The organism is Rhizobium sp. 2YAF20, assembly GCF_052114685.1.
In the GTDB taxonomy this organism is placed as follows: Bacteria; Pseudomonadota; Alphaproteobacteria; order Rhizobiales; family Rhizobiaceae; genus Rhizobium.
Genome location: NZ_JBFRFF010000032.1, coordinates 46795 through 64032, shown reverse-complemented (window position 1 = coordinate 64032; position 17238 = coordinate 46795). Strand labels below are relative to the sequence as shown.

Genomic DNA, 17238 nt, shown 5'->3' with positions numbered 1-17238 from the left:
CAGTGCTCTGTCCCCAAAATCAGGAGAATACGCATGTTTTTAGTGATGGGAATTACCGGAAAAGTGGGTGGTGCAACAGCAGAACATCTGTTGGCACAAGGCAAGAAAGTACGCGCGCTCGTCCGCAATCGGGAAAAGGCGGCTAATTGGGCGGACCAGGGCGTGGAACTGGTAGACGGCGATTGGATTGACTCGGCAGCCATCGAGCAGGCGCTCGATGGCGTTGAAGGTGCGTTTGTTATGCTGCCGGCTGTATGGGCGCCCTCGCCTGACTACAAAGAAGCAAAGGGCGTGATTACGAACTATGTCGCGGCGCTCACCAAGACAGCGCCGCCGCGAGTGGTAGCGCTCTCGTCGATGGGTGCGAACAAAACCAGCGGGCTCGGGATAATCACGGCGCTGTCGCTTCTGGAGCAAGGTTTTCGCGACCTGACATCTCCGGTCACGTTTGTGCGCGCAGGCGGATTCTTCGAAAACTTCCTTTACGGGTTGCAGGTCGCCCAGGGCGGAACCCTACCGGTCTATTACAATCCGACAAACCGGAAGTCGACCATGGTCGCGACGAACGACATCGGCGCTGAGGTCGCAGCACTTTTGATCGGGCCAGCGTGGTCAGGGCGGCGCGTCGTCGAGCTTGGTTCGATGGTCAGCGCGGATGAGGTCGCGGAGCAATTGGGAGAAGTTCTGAATCTCGCCGTGAAAGCCTTTGCTGTCCCGCGTGCAGGGTGGGCGGAAGCGTTCGAGCAATTCGGTATCCCGAAGGGCCACACCGGAGCTGCCGAAGAAATGTTTGAGGCCGTGAATGCAGGATGGATGGAACTCGGCGTCGAGGGTACGGAGCACGTAGCGGGTACGACGTCCGCACGCGATGTATTCGAGGCTGCACAGAACGCCGCCAAGGCGTAAGTCCGGCACGTATCAGGCATGAGACGGAGACCGCCCGCTTCTGCGTCGGACGCGTCGCGGGAAGCGCTCAACACGATCATGGCGTGGCTTGAGGAAGGTCGAGACGGTACCTTGTTCGAACTTCGTGATGCCCTTGCAACTAAGGGCATCACCATCAGCAAATCGGTACCTATCGCGGCCGCGGACACGATTGACGATCATCCGATCGATGGCTGCCCGACGGGTCGCGGTCGGAATAGTGATGCCCGGCAGTGTTGGTCCGCCGACATTGCTGTCTCCCGTGCCAACGCTATAGGCAAACGCCAGCAGGGCGGGCATCTCCGGACGGCTTCCCCAATGCCGTCACAGCTGGAGGCAGGCCGCTTGATAGGAGCTCTAAAGTAAGAACTGACATCCAAATGCGACGGCAGAGATTACTATCGGCAAGGCGATCACCATGAAGGAACTTTATGTTCGACGTCTTCGGGTGGGAAGCGGGATCATCCTGTTCAGGTGGCCGAAGAAGCGCTATTCGGCTGCGAAGCCGCGGTAGGGCACCAGTGGCACAATGGAGACCGCCTCTTGCATGCCCAAACCAAACAACGGCAGCCTGTGCAGGGCAGACTTTACGCCGTCTTCGGTTTCGACTTCGAGCAGGAGGCATGCACCCCCCACATCGCCACGGTGCCAGATGTGGCGCACGATGCCGTCGCCATAGAGCTTGCGAACGGCGGCGGTTTCGGCCGCGAGTCTCTCGGGGCTGTAATCGGATTCCGGGAATTTTTCGCTGCGCCGGCGGGTTATCACGATGTACTGCATTTGATTGTTCCTTGTGTGTTGCTTCGAAGGCAAGTTTAGCTTCGGACGTGATCGGCTCTATTTGTGGGCGTGGAGCTTGCCCGCCTGCTCGGAGGCATTAACGGGCGGCAGGGCGGCGGCGAACTCGTCTCTGGTCGTCGGCGTCCCATCGATCATTTCGAAGATGTCCTTCGACCGACCGAGCGTACCCATCAGGGACGGCGGTCCGGCGAACGGCTCTCCGCCGATGTGCCAGCCGTCGGAGTGAAGCTCCTCGATTAACACCCAGGTCACCTGGCGAAACGCCTCGGAGCCCTCGAACTTGACCATGACGTCCGTTAGGGCCTTTGCCAGCGCATGTTTCTGGGTGCTGGTGAAGACCCCATCAACCAATTTCACGTTTACGAAGGGCATGCTTTTTCCTTTCGGGCATTTGGCACGCAGTGGGGCGTTGGAGGAGCGGGATTGCACCTGCCACGATGACTACGTATGTCCTCTCACGAGGCAAAAGGCAGGAAAGCCTCAGGGTTCGAACGAGGTTGCGGTGGCCCACTCGCGCCACGCTGCCATGTCGGATTGCACTTTCGCGATCTTTTCATCAATTCTGGCAAAGGCATCGGCGCCCAGCGGCAGGCGCAATGGCGGGGCCCCGGATTCCGCCGCTGCGATGATCACCCGCACGGCCTTTGCCGGATCGCCGGGCTGGCTACCATCGCGGCTGCCGACGTTCGCGCGTGTCACGCCGGCGGTCGGCGCGTAGTCCTCGATCACGCGCTCGGCTTTTGACATGGATTGCGACGACAGGAATTCGGTCCGGAAGTAGCCAGGCTCGACGATCATCACGCCAATGCCGAAAGGTTTTACCTCCAGAGCAAGCGCTTCCGACATGCCTTCGACGGCAAACTTGGTCGCATTGTAAATGCCGAACCCCGCTGACCCCGCCATACCGCCAACCGACGAGAAGTTGATGATCAGGCCGGAACGCTGGTCTCTGAGGGAGGGAAGAACCGCCTGGATGACGTTCAGCGTTCCGAAGACGTTCGTTGCGAGCACATGTCGCGCTTCATCCGGTGAGACCTCCTCGACCGCTCCGACCATGCCAAAGCCGGCATTGTTGACAACAACATCGATCGGCCCGACGGTCTCGATGATATCAAGGACGGCTGCGTGCACATCCTCCGGGTTCGTCACGTCGAGCTTGAATACGGTCAGATTTGCGTGACGAAGATCGCTGAGGCCGTTGCGTGTCGTGCCAGCAACATGGTGTCCATTCTTCAGAAGTTCTTCCGACAACTGCTTTCCGAAGCCGCGTGAAATTCCAGTTACCAACCAATTGGACATGCTTTAGCTCCTCGGCGTTGTTCATCTCGTGCAAAAAGACCTACGATTGTCCACGCTCGCGGTCCAATTGACTATCACCGGCCCTGTGATTAGAAAAACTAATGAGCCCCATCGACGTCAAGCACCTGCGCTATTTTGTCGGCGTCGCCGACGAATTGCATTTCGGGCGTGCGGCAGCAAAGCTCGCGGTGACGCAGCCAGCGTTAAGCCAGCAGATCGCGGCGCTGGAAGCCATTCTGGGTGTGCAGCTTCTGATCCGTGATCGGAGAGGCGTCGTACTGACGGCGGCAGGCGAGGTCTTTCAGGCGCAGGCGATCGAGGTCTTGGCCCAGATGGAAACGATGGTTGAGGTCACGCGCCGCACCGCGTTTCAAAACGAACAGCGGATCACGATCGCTATGGTCGAATACACCGATCTGCCCTTTATAGTGCCGGCGTTGACGGAACTGCAGAAGCTCTATCCCAACGTCAAGATCAGCCGCAAGGAGATGGTATCAACGCAGCAAATCAAGGCCCTGATCACCCACCAGATCGACATTGGCATGGGCGTGCTGTTGGCGAACGAAGATCAGGCGGCGAGAGTTTCGACCCGGTTTGTCCTCGACGGGCGATGGCTATTGGCCGCGCCGCGCACTCACCGGCTGGCTCAGGCCACGGTTGTTCATCTGACAGATCTCGTAGACGAAAACCTGGTAATCTTTTCCCGCAATGTTAACGAGCCGCTTTATGACGCTGTTCTGGCGAGCTTTCAACGCGACAAGGTTGAGCCAAATTTCGTTTATGAGACCACGCAAGCGCAGATCGGGCTGCGCATCGTCAAGGATAGTGGCGGGCTGATGCTCGGCGCCGATTACGTGTTGAGAGAGAGGCACGATGGCATCGTCTATGTGCCGATCGAGGGGCTCCCGAATTTGAACGTGCATATCTTTTGGCGGGAGCAGGAAAGCTCCGGTCTCGTCTTGGACTTCGTGGAGTTCCTGGCTGAGGCGGCGCTGCGTGACTGAAGGCACGCGGCGCCGCGTCGCCTGAATGTATCCAGGGGATGATCATCCGACCGCCGGCGGAATTCGCATCTATGTTCTCCGAGATGGAATGAAAGCCGATCTGCCGATCCTGGAGCTTGTTTATTAGATGAACGAGGTGAACAACCGAAGACCCCGGCAGATCAAGAGGCGGCGCTAAGCAAGATGTCCCAAGAGATCGCCTTGATCGAAAACGTCGCGCTAGCCGACATCGACGAAGCCAGCCAATCTCAGCTCCTGAACTTTTTCAGGGTAAGGAATCTTGCACACAGAAGGAGCGATCCGTTTCTTCAGAACAGCGGCTCTGTACTACAAATGAGGATACGCTCCCAACACAACGAGATCGGAGCAGACCATGAGTAAAAAATACCGGAGGAAAGTCTATACCGCGCTTGTCGACGGGGCCTATAGGGGCCTCGAAGGCCAAGAGCTTTACGACTTCATACGCACGCGATGTCCAAAGACGACGAGCAAGAGGCTCGTCCGCGCCGCAGTGTTGGCCTTAAGTGATAAGAACGTGAGGGATCGCCATACACTTGAAACCATTCTTGCACTGGCAATCAGGCATCGGCTCGGCGACGTTCCGGATCCGGACCGGCCGGATGACGCCCACCGCGCCGCTCAGCAAGGCCACGTCCACGAATCAGCCCCCGGGGCCGCAGTCCTAGACCCGGACTCGAAAGACGCCGCACTGCGCGAGTGGAAGGAGCAGGACGACTATCTCCAGGAGGCACTCGAAGAGACCATGCCGGGAAGCGACCCGATATCTCCTGGTCACGTGTTCAAAACTGCACCTCGCGGCGATGCGAGCAATTAAATGCGGCCTGCCGCATACCCCGGAATCAGGAGCGGCGGTACAGTGTCGGCCGTACAAAAGCCGCGCGGTCAGTTCGTGCAATTGCTCGTGATCGTCACGACAAGATGTCGTCGGTCCGCCCGCCACTTAGGTATCTGGGGGGCTGGCCAGCTGATCAAAGTTTCGAGCTTCCCTTGTCATTCACCGGTCTAAGAAATGGTCAAGCCCGAGGGTTATCGGCAAGTATGAATGGACACCGCGGTCGATGAAATTGTGGCGCGCAAGGCAGCTGCGCATCGCCAGGATGGGTCCAAAGCCGACCGGATATGATCCGCGACGATATGGCGTCGCCTCGGGTTCACAATACAATTCGGCTGAATTGAACGCCGAAACGAGCGATGGACTGGAATCAGCCGGCACACCGCTGTAGGTCTGATAGTTGGTCGCAGCACTTGCCGCCGAAACGCAGGCAAAACTTAGTGCAATTCCGGCAGCTGTAAGGATCTTCATCTCAATCTCCATCCGCTATCGCGACCATCCGGGTCGCGGCCAAAGTGAAATTCCGCCAACCGAGGAAATTTCGATCGGCGGTCTAAGTACTTCGATGGCCAACGTGGCCGGCCGTTGCAAAGGTTGGGCGATTGCTTCGGCTTCTGCGTGACCATCATAGCGGACGTTCCAACCATCGCATTGTAACTTTCGCGCGCCATTTGCCTCGAACCTGAAAAGGCAATGGAGCCGGACCTGAAGAGGCCCAAATCCGTGCAGCCCCACGCCAACGCCTCATGTTACGAAGATCATGGCCTTGTGCTGACAGTCAATCTAGCATCAAGATGTGGTGCAATTCCACCGGTCTACATGGAAAGATGAGCAGTCTCCCTGCACCCTACGCCTCGCTGACGATGTCCGAAGCGCTCCGCGTGGGCCAACAATTGATAGCCCCATCGGGATCCCCATATGACGACTTGCGTATAACTGGCTATGGCGCGGCGCAGAAGCTTCTGGATCAAACGCCCGGGGACCAGTTCTTGCAATACGCCGGAATGTCTAAGCAAAGCCCCTTTGGTAGCTCGTATGCGTTGAACGTGGCTACGATCGTCTTCAGCCCGGCGGAGTTTTCCTCGCTGACGGGCGTGTAGAAGTGAAAAGCAACGTTGCAATGTAAAAAGCACCCGAGATGGCAACGAGCGTAGCTCAAAGTTGGCAAAGAGATTTTAACAAATCTCTGCAACAGATTGAATCTATGAGACTTCCTTCTATCTCAATGCTTAACAAGGCAGTCGGGATGCGAGAAATCGCTGCACACACCTTTGCGCCACTTAGAAACGGCGCATGTGAAAGGCATCGTTGCGAGGCAAAAAGCACCGCCAATGGCGACGAGTGTAACTCGAAGTTCGCAAATATTTTTAGGAAACTACGGCAAGGTATTGAATTAACTAAAGCTTATTCGATTTTCTCACTCGAGAAGGCGGCTGTCTTCGAGAATCGGTTTGTGTCACGACGAAGCGGCGCATCGTCGCGTCTATCCCGGACAAGAGGCTTTCTCGTTGAAGAACGGCGCCGAAGCGATGCCCCTTGCCTCACCGGGCAAAACCCTGCTTGATCTCGCTTAGAAGAAATATGAACTCGTAGATGTGCACGCATTGAACGACCGGCAGTTGGCAAATGCGAACCTGTGAACGAAGCGTTCGACTTCGGCGACTTTTAATGCCTGATGCGATATCCCATCTTCCCGATTGATCCCCACAACGGACGCCATGCGTCGAGGTAGACCATCTATGAAGAAAATCGGTTTCCTTTCCTTTGGCCACTGGACGCCCTCCCCTCAATCCCAGACCCGATCGGCCGGCGACGCTCTTCTGCAGTCCATCGATCTTGCGGTTGCTGCGGAACAGCTCGGCGCCGACGGGGCCTATTTCCGCGTCCATCATTTCGCTCGACAGCTCGCCTCTCCCTTCCCGCTTCTCGCCGCAGTCGGGGCTAGGACGAAGAGCATCGAGATCGGCACCGCAGTCATCGACATGCGCTACGAAAATCCGCTCTACATGGTGGAAGACGCCGGCGCAGCCGATCTCATCAGCGGCGGTCGCGTGCAACTCGGCATCAGCCGCGGCTCGCCTGAACAGGTGATCGACGGTTGGCGTTATTTCGGCTACCAGCCCCAGGAAGGTATGACCGACGCCGAAATGGGCCGGCGGCACGCCGAGGCCTTCCTGGACGCCCTGAAGGGTGATGGTTTCGCACAGCCCAATCCGCGTCCGATGTTTCCCAATCCACCCGGGCTGCTCCGGCTCGAACCTCATTCTGCGGGCCTAGGTGAGCGCATCTGGTGGGGTGCTAGTTCGAACGCCACTGCCGTCTGGGCAGCCAAGCTCGGCATGAATCTGCAGAGCTCGACGTTGAAGAATGATGAGACCGGAGAACCCTTCCATGTCCAGCAGGCCGCGCAGATCCGGGCTTACCGAGAAGCCTGGAAGGAAGCCGGACACAGTCGGACGCCGCGCGTTTCAGTCAGCCGCAGCATCTTCGCCCTCGTCGACGATCGAGATCGCGCCTATTTCGGCCGCAGCGGCAAGGAGCAGGATTCAGTCGGCTATATCGACGAGGAGACCCGGGCGATCTTCGGCCGTTCCTATGCCGCCGAACCAGACGAACTCGTCAGACAGCTCGAAGGCGACGCAGCTATCGCGGAGGCAGACACGCTGCTACTCACCGTCCCAAATCAGCTCGGCGTCGACTATAATGCGCACGTCATCGAGGCGATCCTGAAGTATGTCGCGCCGGCTCTCGGCTGGCGTTAGAGCCGTTCACCGTTTCACGGCACTCACTGTCTGCCTTGATGCAATTCCTGGGAAAGCCGCATCGCACGTTTCTCAAGAATTGCGTTGGCTGACGTGTCCGCAATTCCGATCGAGGGACCCATCGACCGGCAAAAAAAGGACGCGGCAACCTAGTGGCGTCTTTGACAGGGCGTCGGGCCACTTCGTGGCTAGCATGGCTACATTCCGAATAGACGCAGTTTCCAAAAGACCGGTTCATGAAGACCGGCAACGACATGTTGGAACTCCGGGTGGGCCGGATCGACCGAGACAGCGGGTCCACACAGCCGGTTCACTTGGGAATTGACGGCGAAGGCTCGGGTCGTTGAAGAAGCGACCTCCTGCGCGCACTGGAGTTCCTCTGCAACGGGGGCAGCTCTTGAGCTGCCTTTTTTGCAAGTTCAAAATCAAAAGACATTCGGGCCTCCTCCAACGTTTGGAAGTCTCAGTGAAACCGGAAGCAGGAAACGCGCCAACCGCAGGGCTAGACGGGACTGGCACGCTTCTAAGTCAGATCGGCCCCTGCGCTATCGCCTATTAGGTTACGGCCTCAAATCGAATTGATTGCGCGCCTTCCCACAAGGTGAGACGTCCAATTTCTGCGAGTTTATCGAGATTGGACGTGATGGTGATAAAGTGGTTGCCTGCCAGTTGCCCCATTTTCGACGAAAAATCGACGCCTCCGTAGGCAAGCAAGATTTCCGTTTCACTGATCCCGCCGGGATAAAGGATGATGTGACCGGGGGCGGGATGGCTTGTATGGTTCTCATAGCCAACGCCGAAATCATGATCGCCGAGCGGGATCCAGACGCCCTCGCCGGACCAGCGGACGTGCACGATTTTACCGTCGAACGGCATCTGCTTGATGAATGCTTCACAGGTTTTTGGAGCCTTTTCTGTCTCCAGAACTCCGTCGAAGGTCAATGGCCCGGCGGTAATTTTCAATTTCATGATGTCACTCTTGTTGTGTGTTTGGTTGCTCGTTGATGCTTTTCGCGACAGCGCTCCGCTTTCACAGTCGTTCGCCATCCTGATTTCCGGCTGGAGAATGGCGTCTCCGTTTCGTTCAGGATGATAAAATCGTGGTTGTTCACAGGCCTGACTTTCAGTGCCGAAGGATTTTGCCAAGGAAAGCTTCGGTTCGCGGATTGTGTTTTCCTGCGAAGAACTCCTCACTTGGACGATCCTCGACGATTTCCCCCTGATCGATGAAAATGACGCGGGTGGCCACCCGGCGGGCAAATCCCGTCTCATGGGTGACGACCATCATTGTCATACCTTCCTTTGCCAGTTCGCTCATCACGTCGAGTACTTCGGAAATCATCTCGGGATCGAGCGCTGATGTCGGTTCGTCGAACAGCATGGCGAGCGGATCCATAGCGAGTGCCCGCGCTATGGCCACGCGCTGCTGTTGACCTCCAGAGAGCTGGCTTGGATATTTTTTTGGCTGGTCCGTCAGCCCGACGCGATCAAGAAGGTCCATGGCTTTCGCCCGGGCCGCCGCTTCGCTACGGCCGATGGCATCCTGTTTGGCATTTCGCATCATGACCCAATTTTGCTGTTGTCGAACAACAAGACGGCGCTCACGACATGATAAGGCCGCCGTCAACATTGACGGTTTGACCGGTGATATACGCCGCATCGTCGCTGGCGAGGAAGGTGACGAGGCCTGCCACATCGTCACCTGATCCTGCCCGCTTCATCGGAATGCCATCAACCCATTCCTTCATAAGCTCGCCGGGACCGTAGTTGCCCAACAATTTTCCCCAGGCCTGATCATTGTAGGCCCACATGTCGGTCTCGATAATCCCCGGGCAGAATGCATTGACCGTGATGTTCTCAGTCGCAACTTCTTTGGCAAGGCTCTGGGTTATACCCACGACGCCCATTTTGGAGGCAGCATAATGCGGGGTGTAGATAAAACCGTCTCGGGCCTGACCTGACGCTGTGTTGATGATGCGTCCACCACGGCCGTGCTTGCGCATTCGGGCGATCGCCTCCTGTGCGCACAGGAACACACCCTTCGTATTGACCGCCATCACCTTGTCCCAGTCGTTCTCGGACAAGTCCTCAACCTTTGAGATCGTGATGACGCCTGCGTTCTGTACGGAAACATCGACGGAGCCGAATTCGCGCTCGGCAGCGTCGAAAAGGGCGACAACGCTTGCTTTGTCCGTGACATCGCCAACGAACGATGCCGCGCGTCCACCGCTACTCTTGATCACGTCGGCGACGGCATGCACCGCATCCTCGTTTGCCGAGACAAGAACGTTCGCACCCTCTTGCGCAAACCGCTTCGCAATGGCGGCGCCGATGCCTCTGCTTGCGCCCGTGATGACGACGGTTTTGTTTTCAAAGCGGTGCACTAGGGCTCTCCCTTTCAATTCTCTCGGTCGTAAAGGCGCAGGAGCAAGCTGGAGCGGCAACTCAACGTCGAGATGCGACTTGAAAAGCCAGTTGCTGTTTCAGGTTTCGCGCAATGGCGCGGCAGACAGGATCGATATGAAGTCGGAGGCTTTGAGCGATGCCCCTCCAACAAGCGCGCCATCGACGCCGGGAATGGCGAATATCGATCTGGCGTTGGATGGCTTTACGGAGCCACCGTAGAGAAGGCGCATCTCCTTTGCCCCCTCTCGAAGTTTTGTTGTGAGGACTGCACGTATCGCGGCGTGCACCTCGGCAATTTCCTGATCTGTCGGAACCTGACCCGTTCCGATCGCCCATATGGGTTCATAGGCTATGGCGGTATTGGAGGCGTTTGCAGCATCCGGCAGCGAGGCTGCAAGCTGGGCTTCCACGACAGAAAGCGTGGTTCCGCACACGCGCTCCTGTTCAGTTTCCCCGACACATATGATCGCCGTGAGGCCGGCGCGGTAGGCGGCGACGGCTTTGGCCGCTACCATCGCACTCGTTTCTCCATGATCCGATCGGCGCTCGGAATGACCGAGGATGACATATGTCGCCCCCACCGCGGCCAGCATCTCAGCCGAGACATCGCCCGTATGTGCACCAGAGCTTGCAGGATGGCAGTCCTGGCCACCAATTCGAAGCGTCGTACCGCTGGCCACTGACGAGGACCGCTCAATCAATATGGCTGGCGGGCAGATCACAGCTTCAGCACTGGCGCTATTGGCTGCATCCGCGATTGTCTTGATCTCGGACAGGTCCGGGATCAACCCATTCATCTTCCAATTTCCGGCAATCAATGTGCGGGGCATCGCCATCACCAGCAGCAGAAGCCGCCGTCGACCAGCAGGTCGACACCGGTCACGAAACTTGCCGCATCCGACAGCAGAAATACCGCAGGACCGACCATCTCATTCACATTTGCCATGCGCTGCATCGGCGTCTGTTCTTCGAATTGCTTCGTCTGGTGGATCATCTCCGGCCTGGTGTTCATGGGAGTGGCCGTATAGCCGGGCGAAATCGTGTTGACGCGAATACCACGCGCGACCCATTCCATCGCCATCGACTTCGACATGTGGATCACGCCCGCTTTTGAGGCGTTGTAGTGGCATTGGTTCAGGCCGCGATTGACGATGACGCCTGACATGGACGCGATGTTGACGATAGAGCCCTTGCCGCGCTTGAGCATGGATCGAGCTTCCGCCTGGCAGGACAGGAACACACCTTTCAGGTTGATGTCCATCAACGTCTGATACTGCTCTTCTTCCATGTCTTCGGCGGGATTGGCGTTCGCTATGCCGGCCGCGTTGACGGCAAGAGAGAGATGGCCGAGTTCGGCTTCGGTTCTCTCAACCGCTTCAGCAAGCGACGCCTTAGTGGTGACGTCTGCAGCGATCTGGAGGGACCTGCGTCCGGCCTGACGTACAAACTCTGCCGTATTGGACAGCCCGTCATCATTGCGACGATCAAGCAGCGCTACGTCGGCGCCGCACTGCGCTAGACCGATTGCGATCCGCTGTCCAATGCCGCTACCGGCGCCCGTCACGAATGCGACCTGGCCGGAAAGATCGAAAAGCTTGGGAGCATTGAGAGTGATGTCGAGCATCGCTCTTCCTTTCTTCATTTCGTTTCAGATTGTAGCCAATTCCATGACCGAGACGTCATTGGCCTGTTCGCGATCCAGAATGCCGGCCTGATTGCCCTGAGCAAGCACAAGAATGCGGTTCGAGACCCCGAGCACCTCTTCCAGATCGGAGCTGACCACGATGACGGCGACCCCGCTCCTGGCAAGGCCGACGATGATGTCATAGATACCCGCGCGCGCACCAACGTCGATACCGCGGGTTGGCTCATCGAGGACAACAACTTTGGGGTCACGCATGAGCCATTTGGCGATGACGATCTTTTGCTGGTTGCCGCCTGAAAGGTCCGATGCGAGTTGGTCGCTGCGTCCCTTTATACCGAATTTCGAAATGGCTTTCTGCGCGAACTCGCGCTTCATGGCCGGCGTAATCCAGCGATGCCCGAAGCGATCCAGGTTTGCGTAGACCAGGTTCTCGCCAATCCGGTGGTTGACGACGAGCCCTTGTATCTTTCGATCTTCAGGGACCATGACAACGCCGCTGGCAATGGCATCGGCAGGACTTCGCAAAACCAACTTTTCGCCATTAAGGCGTACGGCACCAGATTTTACCGGATCGGCCCCTGAGATTGCACGGACCAATTCCGTACGCCCTGCCCCGACAAGGCCCGCAATGCCCAGGATTTCACCCGCATTTACGGTAAAGCTCACATTGCGGAACGAATTCTCCGCTGACGTCAGCGCCTCGACCTCAAGCATCGGACGATCCTGGGGCACCGGCAGCGTGGGGAACAGTCTATCCAGCGAGCGGCCAACCATGCTTTCGACGATCGTTCGAACAGGTGTGGCGCTGTCGGCGAATTCCTGGACACGCTCGCCGTCGCGCAACACAACGATGCGATCGGTGATCCGTTTGATCTCTTCCATTCGATGCGAGATATAGATGATACCGACGCCCTCGGAACGCAGCTTTCGAACCTGCTCGAAAAGCGCTTCGGTCTCAGCCCCGCCGAGCGCGGCCGTCGGCTCATCAAGGATCAGCAACTTGGCGTCCAGGGCCAATGCCTTGGCAATCTCGATGAGCTGTTGGTTGGCAGTCGATAGTCCCGCGACCTTTCTTGTCGCCGGAATATGAAGGTTCAAACGAGACAGCTGTTCCTGCGCTCTTCTGACCATCTGCGCCCGGTCGACAATTCCGTTCTTCATAGGCCACCGCCCGATAAAGACGTTCTCCGCGATCGTCAGTTGCGGCAGCAGCTGAAGCTCCTGATGGATCAGGACAACACCCCTATCGATCGCGTCTCGTGGGGAGGCAGGGGCATAAGGCTGCCCCTGCCATGTCATGGTACCTTCCGAAGGCATACGTGAGCCGGCGATGATGCCCGACAAGGTCGACTTGCCGGCGCCGTTCTCGCCAAGCAGGGCGACAACCTCTCCCGGGTAAACGTCGAGACTGACGTTTTTGAGCACTTCCAGGGGACCATAGCGCTTGGAAATACCCTTTAGTGAGAGAACCGGATCAGTCATGGCACCGCTCCTTTCGTTGACTTTACGGGTGGTTGGCGATGAAGGCTTCAACATTGTCCTTCGTGGTGAGCGTCGCATCCATCAACTGGACAGGCGGAACCTTCTCGCCGCCAACGACCTTGACTGCCATGTCAACGGCGGTGCGGCCCATCTTCTGGGTCTGCTGGGTGGCTGTCACGTCGAACACGCCGCCCTTGAGGGCCACAAGTGCGGCGGTATCGCCGTCGAAGCCGCCGACCAGGATCTTCTGAGCGGGATTGCCGACCTTGATTGCCTGCGCTGCGCCCAACGCAAGACCGTCAGCCTGCGCAAAGACGATGGAAACATCCGGGTTCGCCTGCAGCATGTTCTGCATGATCTGGAAACCTTCGTCCTGGCTCCAAAGATTGGACCATTGCTCGGAGACGATCTTCACGCCGGGATTGGCTTTTACCACGTCCATGCAGCCCTTGGTGCGATCGACCTCGGGCGTCGTTCCTTTCTGGCCATGGATGATCACCATGCTGCCCTTGCCGCCCGCCTTGTCGATAATATGCTTGCAAACAGCATTTGCCGATGCAACGGAATCCGTCGCCAGGAAGGTGTCGCCAGGAGCGCCATCGGCGTTACGGTCCACGTTGATAACCGGGACGCCTGATTGGTGGGCAAGCTTTACGGGCACGGAGGCAGCTGCAGCGCCGGCCGGGATGTAGATAAGTGCGTCAATGTCCTGCGTAAGAAGGTCTTGGATCTGGTTGACCTGTGTCGGGCCATCGCCCTTGGCGTCGACGGTGACAACTTCGATGCCACGCGTCTTTGCTTCGGCCTCGACGGCTTGCTTGATCTGGTTGAAGAAGTTTGCCTGAAGGTTCGCGACCGCGAGGCCGATCTTCTTGACCTCCTTGGCCTGTACCGAGCCGAAAGAGAGAGCCAGGGCCGCAGCCGAAGCCAGCAGAATGCGGGAAATTTTCATTAGTTCCTCCGTAGATTTTAAACTGCCCTCGGGAACGTCCTCCGCCCTTGGGCCCTCACAATCCCCTCCGAACACGGCAGGGGAATTCTCCTCTGATCAGCCCTCGGGCCAACCTCATCCCTTTTTGCGGCGTAGCGTCTCGACACCGACTGCGAGCACGATGACGACACCAATGATGACCTGCTGGAGGAATGGTGACACATTGAGCAAGTTCAGGCCGTTACGCAGGACGCCGATGATCAGCACCCCGATAAGGGTTCCACCGATGCCTCCGGCTCCCCCTGACAGCGAGGTTCCGCCGATCACAACAGCCGCTATGGTATCGAGCTCGTAGCCAAAGCCACTTGAGGGCTGAACGGCATCAAGACGTGCGGCAAGAACGACCCCCGCCAGGCCAGCCAACACGGCGCACAGGACATAGACGCCGATCGTCACGAGTGGCACATTGATGCCTGCGAGACGGGCCACCTCAGGATTCCCGCCAACCGCATAGAGCATACGACCTTCAGAGCGATACTTCAGGAAGAGCCAGGCAACGATGACGATGGCCAACATCAGGAACACGGTTGCCGTCAGAATTCCGAAATGACGGTCGATCGCAAGCATCGTGAACCAATCCGGAAAGCCCACGATCTGCTGTCCATCGGTAATCATGTTGGCCACGCCGCGTGCAACCGACATCATGGCGAGGGTCGCAATGAACGCCGGAACGCGAAAACTTGTCACGAGCAAGCCGACCACCAGGCCGCTCAGGGCTGAGACCAGGAGTGCCAAGGGGATTGCGAGGCCTATTGGCCACCCCGCGATATTGGCTACCCAGCCCATGATCATCATTGACAACGCAAGCACTGAGCCGACCGACAGGTCGATGCCACCGATCAGAATGACGAAGGTCATTCCAACAGACATAATTCCCAAAACGGTAATCTGATCGAGAATGTTCAACGTGTTTCGTACTGAAAGGAATCTGTCGGTCGCAAAGCTCAGAAAGATGCAGAGTGCCAGCAACCCAATCAGAGGGCCCGTGGCTCCACTCAGCCATGCGAGCGAACTCCTGGGCTGCTGAGCCTGCTGATTGACGCCTAGTGCGGACATTGTTTCCTCCCACCTATACGCTCGGCCGTGGTCGCTATTTCCGGTAACGCATAAATATTCACATCTGTTGGAAAATTCATTATCAATCCATAAACGACCTGTCAATGGCTTTGGCAGAGCCTGTGGAGGCGCCGTCAACAATCAAAACAAAGATAGTGGCTTGACTAAACGACGGTTTGTGCAAAAATATCTAATAATGAATATTTATGCATTGAGGGAATATCATGCAGACGAAGGTATTGGAGCGTATCGCGCGTCAGATACGTTTACGCGATTTGCAAGCGGTTTATGAGGCAGGAGCAGGTCACATCGGGGGTGAGATGTCTGCCATCGACATCCTCACCGCCCTCTACTTCAGGGTATTGAAGGTGTACCCTGATGAGCCAAAACGTGCCGACCGGGATCGATTCATCCTTTCCAAGGGGCACACGGCGTGTGCTCTTTACGTGACCTTGGCCAAGCGCGGGTTCTTTCCAGAGGATGAAATCTCGACGTTCCTCCAGCCGCATTCGCGGCTCAACGGCCATCCGAACTGCAATAAGGTGCCCGGCGTTGAAACGAACACCGGACCCTTGGGCCATGGTCTTCCCGTCGCCGTTGGCATCGCCACAGCTGGCAAGCTCACCTCGGCGGGCTATCATACCTACGTCATGACCGGTGACGGTGAAATGCAGGAAGGGTCAAATTGGGAGGCCATTATGTCCGCCTCACAATTCGACTTGACGAACCTCACCCTGATCATCGATCACAACCGTTTTCAACAAGGCGCCTCTCTGGCCGACACCAATAACGTTGCGCCGCTTACGCCGAAGCTCGAAGCGTTCGGTTGGGAAGTCACCGAGATCAACGGGAACGAGATGGCGGAGATTGTCCCCGCGCTCGAGCACCGTGGCTCGCGGCCACATTGCATCGTGGCGCACACCAACAAGGGCCAGGGCATTTCGTTCATGCAGGACCGGGTCGATTGGCATCATAAGGTCCCGAACAAAGACCAATACGAACTGGCAGTCGCAGAACTTTCGGAGGCACTGTAATGGACGCGCCCAACTCGAACACCAATCTCTATGACTGCCGCGATGCATTTGCGGCAACCCTTGAGGCGCTGGCGGCATTGGATGGAACAATCGTTGCGGTCTGCAACGACTCGGTTGGTTCATCAAAGCTGGGTGGGTTTAAATCCAGGTTCCCCGATCGACTGGTCAATGTCGGTATCGCCGAACAGACCATGGTTGGCGTCGGGGCCGGACTTGCCAATGGCGGGCGCGTGCCGTTCGTATGCGGTGCGTCTTGCTTCTTGACCGGCCGTGCTCTCGAGCAGATCAAGGCCGATATTTCCTACTCGAACGCGAACGTTAAGCTGATCGGCATTTCGTCAGGAATGGCGTATGGCGAGCTTGGTCCGACACACCATTCCATCGAGGATTTCGCCTGGACACGCGTCTTGCCGAATTTGCCTGTCATTGCACCATGTGACCGAATTGAAACTGCCGCTGCCGTCAAATGGGCGGCCAGCTATGCCGGCCCTTGCTTCCTTCGATTGTCTCGCGTGGGGGTACCTGATCTCCTCCTCGAGGATCACGTTTTCGAAGTCGGCCGTGCAAATCTCCTCCGTGACGGCTCCGACGTTACACTTATTGCAAACGGCACGCTGACGCATCGCATGGTGAGAGCCGCCGAAATCCTTGCTAAGCAGGGTGTCAGTGCACGGGTGCTTAATATGGCGACGGTCCGGCCAATCGATGAGAAGGCGATCATTGCCGCGGCCAACGAGACCGGCGCGATCGTCACCGCTGAAGAGCATTCAATCTACGGCGGTCTTGGCTCTGCGGTCGCAGAAGTGATTGTCGATAACGCTCCAGTGCCCATGAAACGTTTGGGTGTCCCTGGGATCTATGCTCCAACCGGCTCGGCTGAGTTCCTTCTCGACGAGTTCGGCATGGCTCCAACCGCCATTGCCGAAGCTACACTGGCTTTGATCAAGCGGAAGTGAGCTATCGCCGGGGCGTTGCCAAAGC

At 57.5% G+C, this 17238-nt stretch carries 18 protein-coding genes and 1 pseudogene; 6 read left to right on the top strand and 13 right to left on the bottom strand.

The annotated features are described in order from the left end of the window. The first annotated feature begins 33 nt into the window (after positions 1-33). Entirely contained in the window at positions 34-906 is an 873-nt protein-coding gene (locus AB4Z52_RS27150) for an NmrA family NAD(P)-binding protein (RefSeq protein ID WP_442220997.1), read from the top strand. Between the two features lie 12 nt (positions 907-918). Here the strand turns inward: AB4Z52_RS27150 and AB4Z52_RS27145 are convergent, their stop codons facing one another. The 4 genes from AB4Z52_RS27145 to AB4Z52_RS27130 form a co-directional block, all read right to left on the bottom strand. Then, positions 919-1224, bottom strand: coding sequence for a hypothetical protein (locus AB4Z52_RS27145; RefSeq protein WP_442221011.1), 306 nt, complete (start codon positions 1222-1224; stop codon positions 919-921). A 189-nt stretch (positions 1225-1413) separates the two neighbouring features. Next, positions 1414-1704 carry a muconolactone Delta-isomerase family protein gene (locus AB4Z52_RS27140; protein ID WP_442220996.1) on the bottom strand — a complete coding sequence of 97 codons (291 nt, stop codon included), beginning with the start codon at positions 1702-1704 and terminating at the stop codon, positions 1414-1416. A 57-nt stretch (positions 1705-1761) separates the two neighbouring features. After that, positions 1762-2097, bottom strand: coding sequence for a tautomerase family protein (locus tag AB4Z52_RS27135; RefSeq protein ID WP_442220995.1), 336 nt, complete (start codon positions 2095-2097; stop codon positions 1762-1764). A 108-nt stretch (positions 2098-2205) separates the two neighbouring features. Further along, positions 2206-3024 carry an oxidoreductase gene (locus AB4Z52_RS27130; RefSeq protein WP_442220994.1) on the bottom strand — a complete coding sequence of 273 codons (819 nt, stop codon included), beginning with the start codon at positions 3022-3024 and terminating at the stop codon, positions 2206-2208. 101 nt (positions 3025-3125) lie between these two features. Here AB4Z52_RS27130 and AB4Z52_RS27125 point away from each other — a divergent pair, with 101 nt between their 5' ends. Both AB4Z52_RS27125 and AB4Z52_RS27120 read left to right on the top strand, forming a co-directional pair. After that, a complete protein-coding gene (locus AB4Z52_RS27125; RefSeq protein ID WP_442220993.1) occupies positions 3126-4028 on the top strand; it encodes a LysR family transcriptional regulator in 903 nt (300 codons plus the stop codon). 373 nt (positions 4029-4401) lie between these two features. Next, complete coding sequence (locus tag AB4Z52_RS27120; RefSeq protein ID WP_442220992.1) at positions 4402-4863, top strand: hypothetical protein; 462 nt, start codon at positions 4402-4404, stop codon at positions 4861-4863. Between the two features lie 180 nt (positions 4864-5043). Here the strand turns inward: AB4Z52_RS27120 and AB4Z52_RS27115 are convergent, their stop codons facing one another. Continuing rightward, a complete protein-coding gene (locus AB4Z52_RS27115; RefSeq protein WP_442220991.1) occupies positions 5044-5352 on the bottom strand; it encodes a hypothetical protein in 309 nt (102 codons plus the stop codon). 1268 nt (positions 5353-6620) lie between these two features. Here AB4Z52_RS27115 and AB4Z52_RS27110 point away from each other — a divergent pair. Further along, the gene (locus tag AB4Z52_RS27110; RefSeq protein WP_442220990.1) at positions 6621-7643 is read left to right on the top strand and encodes an LLM class flavin-dependent oxidoreductase; all 1023 of its coding nucleotides are present in this window, start codon (positions 6621-6623) and stop codon (positions 7641-7643) included. A gap of 555 nt (positions 7644-8198) precedes the next feature. Here AB4Z52_RS27110 and AB4Z52_RS27105 read toward each other — a convergent pair. From AB4Z52_RS27105 to AB4Z52_RS27070, 8 genes and pseudogenes are all read right to left on the bottom strand, one after another. Beyond that, positions 8199-8612, bottom strand: a complete 414-nt coding sequence (locus AB4Z52_RS27105; RefSeq protein WP_442221010.1) for a DUF3830 family protein — start codon at positions 8610-8612, stop codon at positions 8199-8201. Positions 8613-8766: 154 nt separating this feature from the next. Continuing rightward, positions 8767-9195 (bottom strand): annotated as a pseudogene (locus AB4Z52_RS27100) (amino acid ABC transporter ATP-binding protein); the annotation flags it as partial. Positions 9196-9244: 49 nt separating this feature from the next. Further along, complete coding sequence (locus AB4Z52_RS27095) at positions 9245-10027, bottom strand: glucose 1-dehydrogenase (protein ID WP_442220989.1); 783 nt, start codon at positions 10025-10027, stop codon at positions 9245-9247. Positions 10028-10126: 99 nt separating this feature from the next. Continuing rightward, complete coding sequence (tpiA, locus tag AB4Z52_RS27090; protein WP_442220988.1) at positions 10127-10885, bottom strand: triose-phosphate isomerase; 759 nt, start codon at positions 10883-10885, stop codon at positions 10127-10129. After that, positions 10885-11673: an SDR family oxidoreductase gene (locus AB4Z52_RS27085; protein ID WP_442221009.1), complete on the bottom strand. Its 789-nt coding sequence runs from the start codon at positions 11671-11673 to the stop codon at positions 10885-10887. Before AB4Z52_RS27085 ends, tpiA begins: the two co-directional genes overlap by 1 nt. Before the next feature lie 24 nt (positions 11674-11697). Then, the gene (locus tag AB4Z52_RS27080) at positions 11698-13176 is read right to left on the bottom strand and encodes a sugar ABC transporter ATP-binding protein (RefSeq protein WP_442220987.1); all 1479 of its coding nucleotides are present in this window, start codon (positions 13174-13176) and stop codon (positions 11698-11700) included. 22 nt (positions 13177-13198) lie between these two features. Further along, complete coding sequence (locus AB4Z52_RS27075) at positions 13199-14128, bottom strand: sugar ABC transporter substrate-binding protein (protein ID WP_442220986.1); 930 nt, start codon at positions 14126-14128, stop codon at positions 13199-13201. 114 nt (positions 14129-14242) lie between these two features. Continuing rightward, positions 14243-15223, bottom strand: a complete 981-nt coding sequence (locus tag AB4Z52_RS27070; protein WP_442220985.1) for an ABC transporter permease — start codon at positions 15221-15223, stop codon at positions 14243-14245. 224 nt (positions 15224-15447) lie between these two features. On the opposite strand from AB4Z52_RS27070, the gene AB4Z52_RS27065 reads away from it, so the two are divergent. Together AB4Z52_RS27065 and AB4Z52_RS27060 are read left to right on the top strand one after the other, a co-directional pair. Next, a complete protein-coding gene (locus tag AB4Z52_RS27065) occupies positions 15448-16257 on the top strand; it encodes a transketolase (protein WP_442220984.1) in 810 nt (269 codons plus the stop codon). Further along, a complete protein-coding gene (locus tag AB4Z52_RS27060) occupies positions 16257-17213 on the top strand; it encodes a transketolase family protein (RefSeq protein ID WP_442220983.1) in 957 nt (318 codons plus the stop codon). Before AB4Z52_RS27065 ends, AB4Z52_RS27060 begins: the two co-directional genes overlap by 1 nt. Positions 17214-17238: the final 25 nt, after the last annotated feature.

Coding starts and splice junctions, on each gene's coding strand:
- AB4Z52_RS27150 (WP_442220997.1), top strand. CDS start 34: ATGTTTTTAGTGATGGGAATTACCGGAAAAGTGGGTGGTGCAACAGCA.
- AB4Z52_RS27145 (WP_442221011.1), bottom strand. CDS start 1,224: ATGCCCGCCCTGCTGGCGTTTGCCTATAGCGTTGGCACGGGAGACAGC.
- AB4Z52_RS27140 (WP_442220996.1), bottom strand. CDS start 1,704: ATGCAGTACATCGTGATAACCCGCCGGCGCAGCGAAAAATTCCCGGAA.
- AB4Z52_RS27135 (WP_442220995.1), bottom strand. CDS start 2,097: ATGCCCTTCGTAAACGTGAAATTGGTTGATGGGGTCTTCACCAGCACC.
- AB4Z52_RS27130 (WP_442220994.1), bottom strand. CDS start 3,024: ATGTCCAATTGGTTGGTAACTGGAATTTCACGCGGCTTCGGAAAGCAG.
- AB4Z52_RS27125 (WP_442220993.1), top strand. CDS start 3,126: ATGAGCCCCATCGACGTCAAGCACCTGCGCTATTTTGTCGGCGTCGCC.
- AB4Z52_RS27120 (WP_442220992.1), top strand. CDS start 4,402: ATGAGTAAAAAATACCGGAGGAAAGTCTATACCGCGCTTGTCGACGGG.
- AB4Z52_RS27115 (WP_442220991.1), bottom strand. CDS start 5,352: ATGAAGATCCTTACAGCTGCCGGAATTGCACTAAGTTTTGCCTGCGTT.
- AB4Z52_RS27110 (WP_442220990.1), top strand. CDS start 6,621: ATGAAGAAAATCGGTTTCCTTTCCTTTGGCCACTGGACGCCCTCCCCT.
- AB4Z52_RS27105 (WP_442221010.1), bottom strand. CDS start 8,612: ATGAAATTGAAAATTACCGCCGGGCCATTGACCTTCGACGGAGTTCTG.
- tpiA (WP_442220988.1), bottom strand. CDS start 10,885: ATGGCGATGCCCCGCACATTGATTGCCGGAAATTGGAAGATGAATGGG.
- AB4Z52_RS27085 (WP_442221009.1), bottom strand. CDS start 11,673: ATGCTCGACATCACTCTCAATGCTCCCAAGCTTTTCGATCTTTCCGGC.
- AB4Z52_RS27080 (WP_442220987.1), bottom strand. CDS start 13,176: ATGACTGATCCGGTTCTCTCACTAAAGGGTATTTCCAAGCGCTATGGT.
- AB4Z52_RS27075 (WP_442220986.1), bottom strand. CDS start 14,128: ATGAAAATTTCCCGCATTCTGCTGGCTTCGGCTGCGGCCCTGGCTCTC.
- AB4Z52_RS27070 (WP_442220985.1), bottom strand. CDS start 15,223: ATGTCCGCACTAGGCGTCAATCAGCAGGCTCAGCAGCCCAGGAGTTCG.
- AB4Z52_RS27065 (WP_442220984.1), top strand. CDS start 15,448: ATGCAGACGAAGGTATTGGAGCGTATCGCGCGTCAGATACGTTTACGC.
- AB4Z52_RS27060 (WP_442220983.1), top strand. CDS start 16,257: ATGGACGCGCCCAACTCGAACACCAATCTCTATGACTGCCGCGATGCA.